Annotated in this window: 14 protein-coding genes and 5 tRNA genes; 1 reads left to right on the forward strand and 18 read right to left on the reverse strand. The window is 44.5% G+C overall.

Annotated elements, in window-relative coordinates; translation table 11 throughout:
- Positions 1–444: metallophosphoesterase family protein (locus tag B3B27_RS11575; RefSeq protein WP_286847497.1), on the reverse strand; the 444-nt coding region annotated here is incomplete at its 3' end.
- A 143-nt stretch (positions 445–587) separates the two neighbouring features.
- On the opposite strand from B3B27_RS11575, the gene ppk1 reads away from it, so the two are divergent.
- Positions 588–2,672 (forward strand): polyphosphate kinase 1, encoded by a 2,085-nt coding sequence (gene ppk1, locus B3B27_RS11580; RefSeq protein WP_238868001.1) that lies wholly within the window; start codon positions 588–590, stop codon positions 2,670–2,672.
- 130 nt (positions 2,673–2,802) lie between these two features.
- On the opposite strand, the gene rpoC is transcribed toward ppk1, so the two are convergent.
- The 17 genes from rpoC to rpsU form a co-directional block, all read right to left on the reverse strand.
- Positions 2,803–7,089, reverse strand: coding sequence for a DNA-directed RNA polymerase subunit beta' (gene rpoC, locus B3B27_RS11585; RefSeq protein WP_286847498.1), 4,287 nt, complete (start codon positions 7,087–7,089; stop codon positions 2,803–2,805).
- Between the two features lie 60 nt (positions 7,090–7,149).
- A complete protein-coding gene (gene rpoB, locus B3B27_RS11590; RefSeq protein ID WP_286833865.1) occupies positions 7,150–10,962 on the reverse strand; it encodes a DNA-directed RNA polymerase subunit beta in 3,813 nt (1,270 codons plus the stop codon).
- A gap of 96 nt (positions 10,963–11,058) precedes the next feature.
- Entirely contained in the window at positions 11,059–11,436 is a 378-nt protein-coding gene (gene rplL, locus B3B27_RS11595; RefSeq protein ID WP_238867998.1) for a 50S ribosomal protein L7/L12, read from the reverse strand.
- A gap of 195 nt (positions 11,437–11,631) precedes the next feature.
- Positions 11,632–12,156, reverse strand: a complete 525-nt coding sequence (gene rplJ / locus B3B27_RS11600; RefSeq protein ID WP_238867997.1) for a 50S ribosomal protein L10 — start codon at positions 12,154–12,156, stop codon at positions 11,632–11,634.
- A gap of 14 nt (positions 12,157–12,170) precedes the next feature.
- The gene (gene rplA, locus B3B27_RS11605; protein WP_238867996.1) at positions 12,171–12,872 is read right to left on the reverse strand and encodes a 50S ribosomal protein L1; all 702 of its coding nucleotides are present in this window, start codon (positions 12,870–12,872) and stop codon (positions 12,171–12,173) included.
- Positions 12,873–12,887: 15 nt separating this feature from the next.
- Positions 12,888–13,337: a 50S ribosomal protein L11 gene (rplK, locus tag B3B27_RS11610; protein ID WP_238867995.1), complete on the reverse strand. Its 450-nt coding sequence runs from the start codon at positions 13,335–13,337 to the stop codon at positions 12,888–12,890.
- A 74-nt stretch (positions 13,338–13,411) separates the two neighbouring features.
- Positions 13,412–13,954, reverse strand: a complete 543-nt coding sequence (nusG, locus tag B3B27_RS11615) for a transcription termination/antitermination protein NusG (RefSeq protein WP_238867994.1) — start codon at positions 13,952–13,954, stop codon at positions 13,412–13,414.
- A gap of 17 nt (positions 13,955–13,971) precedes the next feature.
- Positions 13,972–14,163: a preprotein translocase subunit SecE gene (gene secE / locus B3B27_RS11620; RefSeq protein ID WP_238867993.1), complete on the reverse strand. Its 192-nt coding sequence runs from the start codon at positions 14,161–14,163 to the stop codon at positions 13,972–13,974.
- Between the two features lie 18 nt (positions 14,164–14,181).
- Positions 14,182–14,254 (reverse strand) — tRNA-Trp (locus B3B27_RS11625).
- 104 nt (positions 14,255–14,358) lie between these two features.
- Positions 14,359–15,546 (reverse strand): elongation factor Tu, encoded by a 1,188-nt coding sequence (tuf, locus tag B3B27_RS11630; RefSeq protein WP_238867992.1) that lies wholly within the window; start codon positions 15,544–15,546, stop codon positions 14,359–14,361.
- A gap of 121 nt (positions 15,547–15,667) precedes the next feature.
- Positions 15,668–15,739 (reverse strand) — tRNA-Thr (locus B3B27_RS11635).
- A gap of 67 nt (positions 15,740–15,806) precedes the next feature.
- Positions 15,807–15,879, reverse strand: a tRNA-Gly gene (locus B3B27_RS11640).
- Positions 15,880–15,967: 88 nt separating this feature from the next.
- Positions 15,968–16,050: transfer RNA gene (locus B3B27_RS11645), tRNA-Tyr, on the reverse strand.
- Between the two features lie 11 nt (positions 16,051–16,061).
- A tRNA-Thr gene (locus B3B27_RS11650) sits at positions 16,062–16,135 on the reverse strand.
- Positions 16,136–16,242: 107 nt separating this feature from the next.
- Positions 16,243–16,539, reverse strand: a complete 297-nt coding sequence (hpf, locus tag B3B27_RS11655; protein ID WP_238867991.1) for a ribosome hibernation-promoting factor, HPF/YfiA family — start codon at positions 16,537–16,539, stop codon at positions 16,243–16,245.
- A gap of 12 nt (positions 16,540–16,551) precedes the next feature.
- On the reverse strand, positions 16,552–17,442 hold the full coding sequence (locus B3B27_RS11660) for a tyrosine recombinase XerC (RefSeq protein ID WP_286833861.1): 891 nt from the start codon (positions 17,440–17,442) through the stop codon (positions 16,552–16,554).
- 44 nt (positions 17,443–17,486) lie between these two features.
- On the reverse strand, positions 17,487–17,678 hold the full coding sequence (rpsU, locus tag B3B27_RS11665; RefSeq protein ID WP_238867989.1) for a 30S ribosomal protein S21: 192 nt from the start codon (positions 17,676–17,678) through the stop codon (positions 17,487–17,489).
- Positions 17,679–17,830 lie beyond the last annotated feature (152 nt).

Below are 17,830 nucleotides of genomic sequence, written 5' to 3' on the forward strand. Positions count from 1 at the left end.
CAGCACAAAACGGAGCAGCGTACGTACACGGTGAAAGCCATACTTTCCCGCAGCACCGGGATTCATGTGCAGGCAGTCCAGCTTTTTATCGTACATCACCTTCAGAATGTGCGAATGACCGGAGATAAACAATTTTGGTGGATGAGCAAGGAGCTGTGCACGAATAGCCGGGTCATAACGACCCGGGTAGCCGCCGATGTGGGTCATCAGTACTTCTACCTTTTCTACGGTAAACCGCAGGGTCTGCGGATAGACGACACGGGTTTTGTAATCGTCGATATTTCCGTACACCGCCCGAAAAGGCTTCAATGCCTCAAAGCGGTCAGCAAGAGCTGTGGAACCGATGTCGCCCGCATGCCAGATTTCATCACAAGGTGCAAAGTAGGTTTCAAATTTCTCATCCCAATACCCATGAGTGTCGGAAAGCAACCCGATTTTTTTCATTTTTTTTACGTTTGCAGCAAAGATAAAGCTTTTTTGGCAAAACAATTCTCACAATCATCCGTAACCCAGGACTCAAAAAAATAGTTTATTCAAACAAACTTTGTATTTTTGAAGATTAAATGTATTAAAGCAAGCCGGTTACAATGGGAAATAATAAATATTCTTACTTTAAGCGCGATATCAGCTGGTTATCGTTCAATTATAGAGTACTCTTGGAGGCAAGGGACGAGCGTTTGCCCGTTTATGAACGCATCAAGTTTCTCTCAATCTACTCTTCTAACCTGGAGGAGTTTTATAAGATTCGTGTTTCGGGTTATCACAGTTCGCTGTTGGGGAGCATCAACCGCGATGAATCTGTTGAAGAGGCATTGAAGACCATTGTGGAGATTAACAGTGAGGTTACTGCGCAGGAGAAGGAGTATAACAATATTTTTAATAATATGATCCTTCCTGAATTGAAAAGGAATGGTATTGTGTTGTATCAGACCGACAAGGTTGAGCATTTTCACCGCGATTATGTGAAGAATTATTTCAATGAGGAGGTATTCCCCTATCTGCAACCGATGATTATCCAAAAGGATGATATTCACTCTTTTATACAGGATGGCCGTATCTACCAGGTTATTAGTCTTACAAGGAAGAAAAAAAAGAGGAATACTAATCAGTTGAGCTATACTTATGCCATTATGAAAATTCCATATAAAGATATACCCCGATTCATTGAGCTGCCGTCCTTCGGGGGTAATTATTACATTATGTTTATTGATGACGTGATAAGGGCTAACATGCAGAGTGTATTTCCGGGATATGATATTAGGGATTGTTATAGTATAAAGATTTCACGCGATGCAGATTTCTCACTCGAGGACGAGGATCAGAACGATATTGCAGTAAAGATTCTCCGGAAGGTGCGCAAACGTAAGATAGGGGCAGTTACCCGGTTTCAGTACGACAGGGATATGCCCGGTTATTTCCTGCAATACCTTCGCGAAGCGTATGAAATTGAGGAAGAGGAGCTACTCCCCTCGGGGCGTTACCTTAACTTGTCTGATCTGATGGAACTGCCTAACCCGGTTGGAAATTCCCTCAAGCAGAGTCTGCCCCAACCGCTTCGTGTGCCTGAGTTGGAGACAAACGATTCTATCCTTAGAGTTTTACGAAAGCAGGATGTACTGCTTCATTTTCCATATCAGTCGTTCGACTATCTACTGCGTTTCCTTATGCAGGCAGCTTTTGATCCCAAAGTGTTGGAAATTAAGGTTACACAGTACCGGGTGGCCGAAAATTCTGCTGTTATAAACAGTCTTATCAGTGCGGCCAAGAACGGGAAGAAAGTGACGGTCTTTGTTGAGCTTAAAGCCCGTTTCGATGAGGTAAGCAACTATCTCTCCTCTGAGTTGATGCAACAGGCGGGAGTGAAAATTATTTACAGTCTGCCGGGCCTGAAGGTTCATGCCAAGCTGGCTTATGTGCGTAAGCGAAGTAACGACCCCAAGGAACCGCTCAAGGGTTACGCTTATCTGGGTACAGGTAACTTCAACGAAAAAACCGCACGCATATACTCCGACAAGGGATTGCTTACTTCTAATAAAGAATTCATTAAAGATATTGACGAGGTCTTCAGGGTACTGGAGGGGAAACCACATAATCACAGTTTCAAACATCTGCTGGTAACGCAGTTTAATATGCTTCCTGAGATACACAGGATGATAGAGCGGGAGATTGAGCATGTGAGAAATGGAGGTAAAGGTTATATTATCTTAAAGATGAACAGCCTGGAGGATAAAGTGATGATAAGCGAACTTTATCGTGCCAGCGAAGCAGGGGTAAAGATCGACTTGATTATCAGAGGTATCTGCTGTCTGGTGCCAAATCAGCCTTTCAGCAAAAATATCACTGTTACCCGTATTGTTGATGCTTACCTTGAACATGCCAGGGTATGGTATTTCTTTAACGAAGGGGATGATAATATCTTTCTGACTTCAGCCGATTGGATGCAGCGAAACCTGTATCGCCGTATAGAGGTGGCATTCCCTATCTACACAGAGAATATAAAGAGACAGATTATCGATATACTGAAGATACAGCTTGCCGATAACCAGAGTGCGGTGTGGGTTGACGAGAACCTGCAGAACGTGTTTAAACGTGATAGTAATACGCTTGACGCGCACCCCGTACGTGCTCAGCAAGCCATTTACGACTACCTGAAAAAGTCGACCGGGCAGTAAGTTTATGCTCCAGTAACATCTTATTCAGTCTATTATCATAATAAACCATGAAGCCTTTGTAAATTTGAACCCATAAAAAAACCCGTGTCGGATTGCCGGCACGGGTTTAAAAAAAGTTATCTCTAAGCTATTATTCTTTTACAGCGGCTTCCTGGAACAGGTTGCTTCGCTTGTTGGCACTAAGCTTTTCGAAATCTTCGCGTGAGCCTACCACCAACTTTTCGAATTCGCGCTGGCCGGTTCCGGCAGGAATCAGGTGACCGCATATTACGTTCTCTTTCAATCCTTCCAGCGTGTCGGTCTTGCCATTGATGGCTGCATCGTTTAACACCTTGGTCGTCTCCTGGAAAGAGGCGGCTGACATAAAGCTGGTTGTCTGAAGAGCAGCGCGCGTGATACCCTGCAAAACCTGGTTGGCAGTTGCAGGAACGGCATCGCGTGCTTCCACCGGCTTCAGGTCGCGGCGTTTGAGAGAGCTGTTTTCGTCGCGCAGTTTACGAACGGTAACAATCTGTCCCGGTTCAAACACCTGTGAATCTCCGGCATCAATAATCACCTTCTTACCCCAGATGCGGTCGTTCTCTTCCATCATATCAAGCTTGTCAACAAGCTGTTGTTCAAGGAAGCGTGTGTCACCCGGATCAACCACTTCTACCTTGCGCATCATCTGACGGACGATAACCTCAAAATGCTTGTCGTTGATCTTCACACCCTGCAGTCGATAAACATCCTGAACCTCATTCACAATGTATTCCTGAACGGCTGTCGGTCCCATGATTGCCAAAATGTCGGCAGGTGTAATGGCTCCATCGGAAAGAGGCATCCCGGCACGTATATAGTCATTTTCCTGAACCAGTATCTGCTTGGAAAGGGAAACCATATACTTTTTCATCTCCCCAGTCTTTGACGTGACCGATATCTCCTGATTTCCACGCTTAATCTTACCGAATGATATTTCTCCATCTATCTCGGAAACCACTGCCGGATTCGACGGGTTACGTGCTTCAAACAGTTCGGTTACTCGCGGCAGTCCTCCCGTAATATCGCCGGCTTTACCCACAGCGCGCGGTATCTTCACCAGCACATCACCAGCTTTGATATCGTCATTTTCGTTCTTCACTATGTGGGAGCTCAGTGGAAGCGTATATGTACGCAGGATATCGTCGTTCTCATTTACAATGTGTGCCGAGGGGGCTTTGGTCTTGTCACGTGATTCGATAATCACCTTCTCCTTCAGCCCTGTCTGCTCATCAGACTCTACCTTGTAAGTCATGTTTTCGGTGAAGTTCTCGAAACGTATCTTACCGGTAGCTTCAGAAACAATTACAGCATTGAACGGGTCCCATTCGCATATCAGATCGCCCTTCTGTACTTTGTCGCCCTGGTTGAAATAGAGCTTCGAACCATAGGGAACGTTGTGAGCTAACAGTACGATCTTTGTGTTGGGGTCAACGATACGCATTTCCACTAACCGGCTTACCACTACCTTGTATGGCTTACCCTCGGCATCTGTGGTTTCCACGTAGCGTAGTTCATCGAACTCAATTAAGCCATCGTATTTGGTTGTAATGTTGTTTTCAGTTGCAATGTTAGATGCAATACCTCCCACGTGGAAAGTACGCAGTGTAAGCTGAGTACCCGGCTCGCCAATCGATTGGGCCGCAATAACTCCCACCGCTTCGCCCTTTTGAACCATACGTCCCGTGGCAAGGTTTCTGCCGTAGCATTTCGCGCACACACCATGATGCGATTCGCAGGTTAGTACTGAGCGAATCTCTACACGTTCTATTGGTGAGTCTTCTATCTTTTTGGCAACATCTTCAGTGATCTCTTCCCCTGCGTTTACAATGATTTCTCCGGTAGTTGGATGTTGAACGTCGTGAACGGAAACACGTCCAAGTATGCGTTCGTATAGTGAAGCGATAACTTCTTCATTGTTTTTGATAGCAGTAGCTACCAGCCCGCGCAATGTGCCGCAGTCTTCTTCGTTGATGATCACATCTTGTGATACGTCAACAAGACGGCGGGTCAGATATCCGGCGTCGGCTGTCTTGAGAGCCGTATCGGCGAGACCTTTACGCGCTCCGTGGGTAGAGATAAAGTACTCCAGCACCGACAGGCCCTCCTTGAAGTTAGCCAAGATGGGGTTCTCGATGATTTGAGCACCTTCAGCACCGCTCTTTTGCGGTTTTGCCATCAATCCGCGCATACCCGACAGCTGGCGAATCTGTTCGCGCGAACCGCGGGCACCCGAATCAAGCATCATATATACAGAGTTGAATCCCTGGTCGTCTTCCGAAAGTTGCTTCATCAGTATGTTCGAAAGCTTGGAATTTATATGTGTCCATGTGTCGATGATCTGGTTGTAACGTTCGTTATAGGTGATGAAACCCATATTGTAGTTGTCCATGATCTGTTCCACTTCGCTATATCCTTCCTGAATAAGAGTCTCTTTCTCTTTGGGTATGATCACGTCTTCAAGGTTGAATGAGAGTCCCCCCTTGAATGCCATGTAATAGCCAAGATCTTTTATATCGTCAAGATATTGGGCTGTACGCGCAACTCCACAAGTTTTTATCACCTTGCCAATGATGTCGCGGAGTGATTTTTTTGAGAGCAGCTCGTTTACATATCCCACCTCTTTCGGGATAGCTTCGTTAGTGATTACACGTCCTACAGTTGTTTCATGCATCTTACGGACAGGGTTACCTTCCTCGTCTATGTCATCTACTATCACTTTCACCAGCGCGTGAATATCTACTGCTCCCTCGTTGTAAGCTATTATGGCTTCCTCTTCGCCGTAGAATGTCATCCCTTCGCCTTTAGCTCCCGGACGTATTTTTGTGATATAGTATAATCCAAGCACCATATCCTGTGAAGGCACTGTGATTGGTGCACCGTTGGCCGGGTTAAGAATGTTGTGGGAAGCAAGCATCAGCAGCTGTGCCTCCAGTATGGCTTCGTTGCCAAGTGGAAGGTGTACAGCCATCTGGTCACCGTCGAAGTCGGCATTGAACGCCGTACATGCCAGCGGGTGCAGCTGAATGGCCTTACCCTCTATCAGCTTGGGCTGAAATGCCTGGATACCCAGGCGGTGAAGGGTAGGGGCACGGTTCAGCAGAACTGGGTGGCCTCTCATCACATATTCCAGAATATCATATACAACCGGTTCTTTTCTGTCTACGATTTTCTTCGCAGACTTAACCGTTTTCACTATACCTCTCTCAATGAGCTTACGGATGATGAACGGTTTATATAGTTCGGCTGCCATATCTTTGGGTAGCCCGCATTCGTGCATCTTAAGTTCGGGACCTACAACAATAACCGAACGGGCAGAATAGTCGACGCGCTTGCCGAGCAGATTCTGACGGAAACGGCCCTGCTTGCCTTTAAGGCTGTCAGAAAGTGATTTTAACGGGCGGTTAGATTCTGTTTTGATGGCGCTCGACTTGCGTGAGTTGTCGAACAGTGAGTCTACAGCTTCCTGCAACATGCGCTTTTCGTTACGCAGAATCACATCCGGTGCCTTGATATCAATCAGTCGTTTCAAACGGTTGTTGCGAATAATCACGCGACGATAGAGATCGTTGAGGTCGGACGTGGCAAAGCGTCCTCCGTCGAGCGGAACCAGTGGCCTCAGATCAGGCGGAATCACGGGAACCACCTTCATTATCATCCATTCCGGCTTATTGATATTTTTCGATCCGCGGAATGCCTCCACCACCTGCAGCTGTTTCAACGCTTCGTTTTTACGCTGCTGTGATGTGTCGGTGCTAGCACGGTGGCGCAGCTGATTAGCCAGCTTGTCGAGGTTCAGTCTTTCGAGCAGGTCGAGCACAGCCTCGGCACCCATTTTAGCTATAAATTTATTGGGATCGGTATCTTCCAGTTGCTGGTTCTCTTTCGGGAGCGTCTCCAGCAGGTCAAGATACTCGTCTTCGGTGAGCAGATCTTTTTCTGCCACCTTTTCTTCAAGCACACCTGGCTGTATCACCACATATCTTTCGTAATAGATGATGGAATCCAGTTTTTTGGTAGGGATGCCCAACAGATAACCTATTTTGTTGGGTAGCGACCTGAAGTACCAGATGTGTGCCACGGGTACTACCAGATGAATGTGTCCTGTACGTTCGCGACGCACTTTTTTCTCTGTCACTTCCACACCGCAGCGGTCGCACACGATGCCTTTGTAACGAATACGTTTATATTTGCCACAATGACATTCGTAATCTTTTACCGGCCCGAAGATGCGTTCGCAGAACAAGCCATCCCGTTCCGGTTTATAGGTACGGTAGTTGATAGTTTCAGGTTTTAGAACTTCGCCGAAAGAGTTCTCCAGAATTCGTTCCGGCGATGCCAACCCTATAGTAATTTTTGAAAAGTTACTCTTTATTTTGTTCTCTTTTCTAAATGCCATATATATTGTATATAAAAAGAGTTAAGATGTTGAATAGTATAATAACCTTGAGTACAGTCGTTAATCGAGACTGAGGTTGAGCCCCAGCCCTTTCAGCTCGTGAAGCAGTACGTTCAGTGATTCGGGGATACCTGTCTGAGGCATTGCCTCGCCCTTTACAATTGCTTCATATGCTTTTGAACGGCCTACCACATCGTCTGATTTAACAGTGAGAATTTCCTGAAGTATGTGCGCAGCACCAAATGCCTCGAGTGCCCAGACCTCCATCTCCCCAAAACGCTGGCCTCCAAACTGCGCTTTACCACCCAACGGTTGTTGTGTGATTAACGAGTAAGGCCCAATTGAGCGCGCGTGCATCTTATCTTCCACCATGTGCCCCAGTTTGAGCATATATATTATTCCCACAGTTGCGGGCTGGTCGAAACGCTCTCCGGTACCTCCATCAAAGAGGTAAGTTTTACCGTATGCCGGCACTTTAGCCTTGTCGGTCCATACGCTCAGGTCGTCCAGCGATGCTCCATCGAATATGGGAGTGGAAAATTTTACGCCAAGTTCTTTCCCGGCCCATCCCAGAACAGTCTCGAATATTTGCCCGAGGTTCATACGAGAAGGTACACCCAGCGGGTTAAGTACAATATCCACGGGTGTCCCGTCTGCAAGGAAAGGCATATCTTCCTGACGTACAATTCTAGACACAATACCTTTGTTTCCGTGGCGTCCTGCCATTTTGTCGCCTACCTGTATCTTTCTCTTTTTTGCTACATACACCTTTGCAATCTGCATTATACCCGAGGGGAGTTCATCTCCGATGGTTAAATCGAAACGTTTACGTTTCAATTCGGCATCAAGCTCCTTGTAGCGGCGCAGATAGTTGATAACTGTTGTACGTATGAGTTCATTCTTATGTGTGTCGGTTGTCCATTTGTTTAACTGAACAGACTGGAAATCGATGTCTGAAAGCACTTTTACCGTGAATTTTGCACCTTTTGGAACGACATCCATATTGGTGTAATCCTTAACCCCGGCGGAAGTTTTGCCTTCGGTAAGCTTCAGCAGCTTGTCGATAAGAACCTTTCTTAGCTCTTCCATTCTGTTTTCGTACTCCTCTTCAAGCTTTGGAAGAAGGGCCTTATTGGAGAGTTTTGTTTTTCCCTTTTTAGAAGCTTTTGCGAAGAGATTGGTATGTATAACCACCCCATTGAGCGAAGGAGAAGCTTTCAGCGAGGCATCTTTCACGTCGCCTGCCTTGTCGCCGAAGATAGCACGAAGCAGTTTTTCCTCCGGCGACGGGTCCGATTCCCCTTTAGGGGTTATTTTCCCTATCAGTATATCTCCAGGCTTAATTCGCGCACCAACGCGCACGATACCTTTCTCATCGAGATCTTTCGTAGCTTCTTCACTTACGTTAGGTATGTCGGAGGTGAGCTCTTCCATCCCCCGTTTGGTCTCGCGTACTTCCAGAGAGAATTCCTCAACATGAATAGATGTAAATACATCATCAATCACCATTCTTTCACTTAGTACGATAGCATCCTCGAAATTGTAACCCTTCCATGGCATGAAAGCAACTTTAAGGTTTCTGCCTAATGCCAGTTCTCCATTTTGTGTAGCGTAACCTTCTGTAAGGATTTCACCGGGCTTTACCTTTTGCCCCACCTTGCATACAGGACGCAGGTCGATGGTGGTATTTTGGTTGGTTTTACGGAATTTAGGGATGTTATATGTTTTAACTGCATCATCGAAGCTGGTGAATTCCTCCTCTTCTGTGCGTTCGTATTTTATTTTTATAGTGGTTGAATCCACGTAGATGATCTCACCATTGCCTTCCGACATAATCTGTGAGCGGGAGTCTTTAATAAGCTGGTCCTCGATTCCTGTGCCCACAATAGGTGCTTCAGCTCTTATTAGCGGAACAGCCTGGCGCATCATATTGGAACCCATCAGGGCGCGGTTAGCATCATCATGCTCGAGGAACGGGATGAGTGAAGCCGCTATAGATGCAATCTGCATGGGCGATACGTCCATCAGCTCAACTTCATCTGGTGCTACAACAGGATAATCGGCATCCTGCCTTGCTTTCACGCGTGGGTTTACGAAGTTGCCCTTGTCATCGAGTGGTGCATTACCCTGTGCAATAATTCTGTCTTCTTCTTCCTCCGCTGCCAGATAGATTACTTCGTCGTTTACAATATTTACCACTCCATCGTCTACCTTGCGATAAGGTGTTTCAATAAATCCTAAGTCATTGATCTTTGCATATACGCAGAGCGACGAGATAAGACCGATATTGGGCCCTTCCGGCGTTTCAATTGGGCAAAGTCGCCCGTAATGAGTGTAGTGCACGTCGCGCACCTCGAAACCTGCACGCTCACGTGAAAGTCCACCAGGACCAAGGGCCGACAGGCGGCGCTTGTGTGTTATCTCAGCCAGAGGGTTGGTCTGATCCATGAACTGCGACAGCGCGTTGGTCCCGAAGAAGGTGTTGATAACCGACGATATAGTCTTTGCATTTATAAGGTCTATGGGTGTGAAAACCTCGTTGTCACGAACGTTCATCCTTTCACGGATAATACGTGCCATGCGGTTCAACCCTATTCCGAACTGAGTATATAATTGTTCTCCTACCGTACGTACGCGTCTGTTACTGAGGTGGTCAATATCATCCACTATTGCCTTGGAGTTGACTAGCTCTATAAGATATTTGATGATCTCTATGATGTCTTCGTTAGTAAGCACACGGATGTTTACATCAATATCGAGATTCAGTTTCTTATTAATTCTGTAACGCCCTACATCGCCCAAATCGTATCTCTTTTCCGAGAAGAAGAGGTTATTGATCACCTCGCGTGCACTGGCATCATCAGCAGGTTCCGCGCTGCGCAGCTGGCGGTAGATATGGCGTATTGCATCGATCTCAGTATTGCTGGGATCTTTCTGTAAAGTGTTGTAAATGATAGAATAATCGGAGGTGTTAGGCGTTTCCTTGTGCAGGAGAATATATGCAACTCCCGATTCAACTATCTCGTCAATATGTTCGGCCTCAAGAATGGTCTCACGTTCAATGATAACCTCGTTTCTTTCGATGGAGGTTACCTCACCGGTATCTTCATCAACAAAATCTTCCATCCACGATTTCAGTACGCGGGCGGCAAGCTTCCGGCCCAACACTTTTTTAAGGTTTGTCTTGTTTACCTTAACCTCTTCGGCCAGGTCAAAGATTTCGAGGATATCTTTGTCACTCTCAAAACCGATGGCGCGGAGAAGTGTGGTGACCGGTAATTTCTTTTTGCGGTCGATATACGCGTACATCACACTGTTAATGTCTGTAGCGAACTCTATCCATGACCCTTTAAACGGAATGACACGGGCCGAGTATAGAACTGTACCATTAGCATGGAGGCTCTGGCCGAAAAATACGCCCGGAGAGCGGTGAAGCTGCGAAACGATTACACGTTCTGCACCGTTTATCACGAATGTTCCCTTTTCTGTCATGTAGGGGATTGTCCCAAGGTAAACATCCTGTATAACAGGGGTAAAGTCTTCGTGATCGGGATCCGTGCAGTACAAATAAAGTTTTGCCTTCAGCGGAACGCTGTAGGTTAGCCCCCTGTCTATACACTCTTTAATGGTATAGCGGGGTGGATCAACGTAGTAATCTAAAAATTCAAGTACAAAATTGTTCCGGGTATCAGCGATTGGGAAATTCTCCGTGAAAACCTTATACAATCCTTCATTTTTTCTACTCTCTGGAGGTGCGTCAAGTTGGATAAAATCCTGAAACGATTTTAATTGTACTTCAAGAAAATCAGGGAAATCGAGTGGATTTTTTATCGACGCGAAATTTATTCTTTGATTGGCGTTATTTACAGACATGGATGTGAGTTTTTGAACCTTGTATATATTGACACAAAAGGTTAAGAATCTTCAGGTAGAAGATTCCTAACCGTATTAACCTAAATTAGGTAAATGCTATTTAAGTTCAACTTCTGCTCCAGCCTCTTCAAGTTGTTTTTTCAAAGCTTCTGCTTCGTCTTTTGTTATACCCTTTTTCAATTCGCTGGGAGCTCCGTCCACTAAATCCTTAGCATCTTTCAATCCGAGACCGGTAAGTTCCTTCACGGCTTTTACTACAGCCAGCTTAGCTGCACCGGCACTCTTGAGAACAACATCGAAAGATGTTTTTTCTTCTACGGCGGTTTCGGCGCCGGCAGCAGGTCCTGCAGCAACAGCAACGGCTGCAGCAGCGGGTTCAATACCGTACTCTGTTTTTAAAATTTCAGCCAGTTCGTTAACCTCTTTTACTGTCAAGTTAACCAGGTCTTCAGCAAATTTTTTTAAGTCTGCCATTTTTGTATTTGTTTAAATTGATTACTAATTCTGTTTGTTGTGTGAAATTAATTTTGAATTCTTCAACATTCTCTTTCAACCGATTAGTGCTAATAAACGTGACTTTGTTTTTTACATAGCACCTCATCAATATAAAATCTGATAATGTTTATTTTTTGATTACCGGTTCTATCAGTCGCTTTCTGTTGTTTTTGTTTAATGAGAATGTTCTTTTTCCGTTAACGTTGTCAATACTCCGTGAAGTATATTACCGCCGGATTGGAGTGCAGAAATAACATTTTTGGCAGGAGATTGCAAGAGTGCAATAACGTCTCCTATAAGCTCTGTCTTGCTCTTGATGTTTATAAGGTCTTTCAACGCTTTATCGCCGATGAAGAAACTCTCCTGTACGTACGCGCCTTTAAAAGCGGGCACTTTGTCGGCTTTGTATTTGTCAATAAGCTTTGCAGGAGCATTTGCTACGTTGGAGAACATGATAGCAGTGTTGCCCTTTAAAACGGGATACAACTCCTTATAGTCTCTTTCGAGCGATTCTAATGCTTTTTGCAACAAGGTATTCTTAACCACCAGCAGCTTGATCTCCTGTTTTGAACACTCCCTTCTTAAATTGCTTGTCTTTACTGCATTGAGTGTAGCAATATCGGTAAGATAGAAGTTTTCGTACTCTTGGAGATTTGCAGCTATCTGTTCTATTATTTGTTGTTTATCTTCCTTTTTCATTCAATTAAAACTTTTTATTTCTGTTCTTCTAACGATTTAGTGTCCAGTTTTATACCCGGGCTCATCGTGCTGGAAAGATAAATACTCCTAATATAGGTACCTTTTGCCGCGGCAGGTTTTAATTTGATCAACGTTAGGATAAATTCTTTTGCGTTGTCTCGAATCTGTTCGGGCGTGAAAGATACTTTCCCAATAGAGGTGTGAATAATACCGGCTTTGTCTACTTTAAAGTCGATTTTTCCCTGTTTTACCTCCTTTACGGCTTTTGCAACGTCGGGAGTAACTGTACCGCTTTTTGGATTAGGCATTAATCCGCGAGGCCCTAATATACGGCCGAGCGCACCAATTTTACCCATAATCTGCGGCTGTGTGATTATCACATCCACATCAGTCCAACCTCCTTTAATCTTATCGATATATTCGTCGAGTCCTACATAGTCTGCGCCAGCTTCTGTAGCAGCGGCTTCAGCCTCTGGAGAACACAATACAAGAACTCTTACTTGTTTTCCTGTCCCGTGTGGCAGAGACACAACGCCTCTTACCATCTGGTTAGCTTTACGCGGATCTACGCCGAGGCGTACATCGATATCAATAGATGCATCGAATTTGGTTGTGGTAATCTCCTTAACCAAGGCCGATGCCTCTTTCAGTGAATAGGTCCTTCCCTCTTCAATCTTGCTTAAAGCCAACTTTCTATTTTTTGTCAGTTTACCCATGTCTCAATTGAAGTTTTAATTATTTATAATATCCGGGAAATTCCCTTTTACTGTGATACCCATGCTCCGGGCCGTTCCTGCTACCATTTTCATTGCCGATTTCAGTGTGAAGCAGTTCAGATCGGGCATTTTTTCTTCGGCGATAGTTTTTACCTGATCCCAGGTTACTTCCGCAACCTTTTTGCGATTGGGTTCTGCCGAACCGCCTTTCTGTTTGCTGGCTTCTAATAACTGAATCGCAACCGGTGGTGTTTTAACAATAAAATCAAAAGACTTGTCGGTATAATAAGTAATTACCACAGGTAAAACTTTACCGCCCTTGTCCTGAGTTCTGGCATTGAATTGCTTGCAAAACTCCATAATGTTTATCCCTTTTGAACCTAATGCAGGTCCTACAGGGGGAGATGGATTTGCAGCTCCTCCTTTGATTTGTAATTTTAGTTGTCCGGCAACTTCTTTAGCCATTTTTTTGATTTAATTAATTACGGTTTTCGAAACACTTTGAAGAATTTACAGAATCTGCGTAACCAAATATCTGACTATTCTTTCTCTACTTGCATATAACTCAACTCCAGGAGTTGTTTCCGTCCGAAAATTTTGACCATCACTTTGAGTTTCTTTCTCTCGTCATTCACCTCTTCAACCACACCGGAGAAACTGCTGAAAGGACCGCCAATCACTTTCACATTTTCACCGACATAGTACTTGGCATCCATTTCGTTTCCAGCTTCCTCCAGCTCATCCATTGTGCCGAGGATACGTTTAACCTCCGAATCCCGTAAAGGCTGGGGATCGGCTGTGTTTGGCAAAAAGCCGGCTACGTAATTGATATTCTTAAGTTCGTGAACCACATCACCGGTCAGCTCAGCCTCAATAAGCACGTATCCGGGAAGATAAGCGCGTTCTTTCATCACTTTCTTTCCGTTGCGTATTGTATAAGTCTTTTCTGTGGGGATGAGAACTTGAGAAACGTACTTTCCTAAATCGGTTTTTTTCATTTCTGACTCAAGATACTCTTTGACTTTGTTTTCTTTTCCACTAACAGCACGCAAAACGTACCATTTTTTTCTCTCTTCAGTCATTGTTTCTTTTTTCAGAATTATAAAATACCGTACAGGAGTTTAACTATCCACTCAAATAAAGAGTCTATTCCGAAAACAATCAGGGCAATTATAAGGGAAGCAATCAATACAATTACCGTACTACCGGAAAGCTCTTCTCTGGATGGCCAGGATACTTTGTGAACTAGTTCATTATAAGAATCCTTAAGATATGCAACTATTTTTTTCATTTAATTCGGATCGTTTTGCACGGGTCGAGAGACTCGAACTCCCGACACCTGGTTTTGGAGACCAGTGCTCTACCGACTGAGCTAGACCCGTATAAACCCTGCCTTTGCTTTTCATTGCGGAAAACATTTATCCGGCAGGGCTTTATTGTTGTCTTCTGACAATCCGGAAGCCGGATGCCAGCAGAGCAGTTGTTATTAATCGATCAGCTCCGTAATCTGTCCTGCACCAACCGTGCGGCCACCTTCGCGTATAGCGAAACGAAGACCAATGTTACATGCAACAGGATAGATGAGATCTACCTCGATGGTTACGTTGTCGCCCGGCATAACCATTTCTACGCCTTCGGGCAACTGAATCTCTCCGGTAACGTCGAGTGTGCGTATATAGAACTGAGGACGGTAATGGTTGTGGAACGGAGTATGACGTCCTCCTTCTTCTTTCTTCAGAATATATACCTCAGCTTTGAATTTAGAGTGAGGTTTAACCTTGCCCGGGTGAGAGAGAACCATACCGCGCTTGATTTCATCTTTTTCGATGCCGCGGAGTAGCAACCCTACGTTGTCACCAGCCTGGCCTTCGTCGAGAATCTTGCGGAACATTTCCACACCTGTAACAACAGATTTCCTGCCTTCTGCTCCAAGACCGATAATCTGAACCTCTTCGCCGGTTTTAATAATACCTGTTTCTATACGGCCTGTAGCAACGGTTCCACGTCCGGTGATAGAAAATACGTCTTCAACCGGCATAAGGAAAGGTTTGTCCACATCGCGCGGAGGCAGTGGAATCCAAGTGTCAACAGCGTTCATTAACTCCATGATCTTTTCTTCCCATTTGGGCTCGCCATTCAAACCGCCAAGTGCTGAACCTCTGATAATGGGCGTGTTGTCTCCGTCGAAGTTGTAGAATGAGAGCAGTTCTCGCATTTCCATTTCAACCAATTCCAGCATCTCCTCGTCGTCAACCAGGTCAACCTTGTTCATAAAAACAACCAGTCTGGGAACGTTTACCTGACGGGCCAAAAGGATGTGCTCACGTGTCTGGGGCATCGGACCGTCAGTTGCTGCAACTACAATTATTGCACCGTCCATCTGGGCAGCACCTGTAACCATGTTCTTCACATAGTCGGCGTGGCCGGGACAGTCAACGTGAGCATAGTGACGATTTTCAGTTTCGTATTCAACGTGTGAAGTATTAATGGTTATACCTCTCTCTTTCTCTTCTGGAGCGTTGTCGATTGAATCGAACGAACGAACCTGCGAGAATCCTTTTTTACCTAATACGGTTGTGATTGCAGCCGTTAAGGTAGTTTTACCGTGGTCAACGTGACCTATTGTACCGATGTTTACATGCGGTTTCGTCCGGTTAAAATGTTCTTTTGCCATAAAATGTACTATTAATTAGTGTAAATAAAAATTGTATTTTCGTCTCTATTGTCGTAAACAGTAAATCTCAAGACACAGGCACACTCCTTTATCTTGACGAAATGCCGATCATTTGTAATTGAGCCGATGGCGGGAGTTGAACCCGCGACCTCTTCCTTACCAAGGAAGTGCTCTACCTCTGAGCTACATAGGCAATAAGAGCGTCACTTCCCAACAAGTGCCGGGATCCCTCCCGACAGGAGGTTTTTTACACGCTATAGAGCGGAAGACGGGACTCAAACCCGCGACCCTCAGCTTGGAAGGCTAATGCTCTATCAACTGAGCTACTTCCGCAGTATTAATGTGCAAATTTTTCAATATGCACATTTGCAAATGATTATTGCTTTTGCATATTGAGCATTTGCTCACACTTACAATTTTGTGGGCAGTGATGGATTCGAACCACCGAAGGCGTAAGCCAGCTGAGTTACAGTCAGCCCCATTTGGCCACTCTGGTAACTGCCCTAAAAAACTTGAGCCTCTTGTCGGATTCGAACCAACGACCCCGAGATTACAAATCACGTGCTCTGGCCAACTGAGCTAAAGAGGCTTATTTTCTTGATATTAACCGCTTCCCTCCATTTTTTAGGAGAGAAACGGTCGCAAAGGTAGTGATATTTTTTTTGATGCCAAAACATTTATCTTAATTTTTTGGCGTCATCTCTCCTTTTTTTCTTTGGTTTTAATTATTTGTTTTTCTATCGCCATAGCGCATAGATCTATGGCTTCTTCAAATGAATCGGCTTTTTTGTTTGCAAATGCTTCTCTGTGTCTGAGGTTTAATTTCACTGCTGCATCTTTATTATTTGCAGTTTCCGGTTTTACCACCCTGAGGATTACTTCAGCTTGGATAATATCATCGGTGAATCGCTCCAGTTTTTTAATTTTTTTCTCAATGAACGCTTTCAGCTGGTCGGTAGCGTCAAAATTTACAGATTGAATTGTTAGTTCCATACTTTTCCTCCTTCATTTTTTTGCTCTTGGGTGAGCGTTATGATAAGCTTTTTTCAATTCTTCAAATGTAACGTGTGTATAGACCTCTGTTGAAGCAAGGCTTGAGTGCCCCAGCAGTTCCTTTACCACATTAATCTCTGCACCGTTATTCAACATTTCGGTGGCAAAAGAGTGCCGTAGCACGTGCGGACTTTTTTTTGATAAAGTGGGGATGTTGCTGAGATGTTCATTAACTATGTTATAAACCAGTTTAGGATATAAAGGTGCTCCATCTTCTTTAACAAACAGAAAAGGAGATTTGTTCTCTATTTCGGCGTCTCTTATCTGAATGTAATTTTTAATTTTTTCTCTTGTATCGTCAGAAAAAGGTATAATACGCTGTTTATTACGTTTTCCTGTTACACGAAGCGTGCATGAAGAGAGATCAACGTCGCTGTCTTTCAGGGCAATCAGCTCGGCACGCCTCATCCCGGTAAGATATAACAGTTCAATAATGAACCTGTCGCGATGCCCACGAAAATCATCGGTATAATCATGTGAATCATCAATTACTTGTGTCATCTCCCGGTCGTTTACAAAAGATGGAAGCCTTTTTGAGGCTTTCGGCCCTGCAACGGCTTCGGCGGGATTTCGGGCGATTACTTCGTTCTTTTTCAGGTATCGGAAAAACGACTTCACCGCGCTTAGTTTCCTGTTTACCGAACGGGCTTTCAATTTCTGTTCCATCAGCCTGCTCATCCATATACGTATAAGGTCGCTATCAATATTAGCCGGGTTGAATTCCCCACATATTTCTGTTATAAATTCCTCGAACTGTGTAAGGTCTTTTAAATAAGCAATCTCCGTTAGAGAGGAATAGTTCTTCTCATAACGGAGATATTTTATGAATTTTTCTTTCCACATGCCGCACCTATCCCTGAATGGATGTGACTACGAAGATAAGAAAATTATTCTTCATTTTGTTGCATTTGCTGTACATAAATGGCGTGTTGTTTTGATTTGCGCTTTTTTACCGAAGGCTTTGTATAGGCCTGACGGCCGCGAAGTTCTTTTACCACGCCAGTTTTTTCATATTTACGTTTAAATTTTTTCAAGGCTCTTTCAATGTTTTCGCCTTCTTTCAGTTGTACTACTATCATAGTTTGAAAATTGATTTTTTGAATTTTGTTTTGAGATTATTGTTTCTTGAAAACGTACGTGATGATTAGTATTCCCAATTTTGTAGCTGTGGAAAAACACCAAATCATGTACAATGGTCCCTATACCTTTACTTCATGCACGAATATTCTGT

It is taken from the genome of Proteiniphilum sp. UBA5463, assembly GCF_002427225.1.
GTDB classification, from domain to species: domain Bacteria; phylum Bacteroidota; class Bacteroidia; order Bacteroidales; family Dysgonomonadaceae; genus Proteiniphilum; species Proteiniphilum propionicum.

Bases quoted from the DNA above. Each gene is read 5' to 3' on its own strand.
- ppk1 (WP_238868001.1), top strand. From the start codon at position 588: ATGGGAAATAATAAATATTCTTACTTTAAGCGCGATATCAGCTGGTTA.
- rpoC (WP_286847498.1), bottom strand. From the start codon at position 7,089: ATGGCATTTAGAAAAGAGAACAAAATAAAGAGTAACTTTTCAAAAATT.
- rpoB (WP_286833865.1), bottom strand. From the start codon at position 10,962: ATGTCTGTAAATAACGCCAATCAAAGAATAAATTTCGCGTCGATAAAA.
- rplL (WP_238867998.1), bottom strand. From the start codon at position 11,436: ATGGCAGACTTAAAAAAATTTGCTGAAGACCTGGTTAACTTGACAGTA.
- rplJ (WP_238867997.1), bottom strand. From the start codon at position 12,156: ATGAAAAAGGAAGATAAACAACAAATAATAGAACAGATAGCTGCAAAT.
- rplA (WP_238867996.1), bottom strand. From the start codon at position 12,872: ATGGGTAAACTGACAAAAAATAGAAAGTTGGCTTTAAGCAAGATTGAA.
- rplK (WP_238867995.1), bottom strand. From the start codon at position 13,337: ATGGCTAAAGAAGTTGCCGGACAACTAAAATTACAAATCAAAGGAGGA.
- nusG (WP_238867994.1), bottom strand. From the start codon at position 13,954: ATGACTGAAGAGAGAAAAAAATGGTACGTTTTGCGTGCTGTTAGTGGA.
- secE (WP_238867993.1), bottom strand. From the start codon at position 14,163: ATGAAAAAAATAGTTGCATATCTTAAGGATTCTTATAATGAACTAGTT.
- tuf (WP_238867992.1), bottom strand. From the start codon at position 15,546: ATGGCAAAAGAACATTTTAACCGGACGAAACCGCATGTAAACATCGGT.
- hpf (WP_238867991.1), bottom strand. From the start codon at position 16,539: ATGGAACTAACAATTCAATCTGTAAATTTTGACGCTACCGACCAGCTG.
- B3B27_RS11660 (WP_286833861.1), bottom strand. From the start codon at position 17,442: ATGTGGAAAGAAAAATTCATAAAATATCTCCGTTATGAGAAGAACTAT.
- rpsU (WP_238867989.1), bottom strand. From the start codon at position 17,678: ATGATAGTAGTACAACTGAAAGAAGGCGAAAACATTGAAAGAGCCTTG.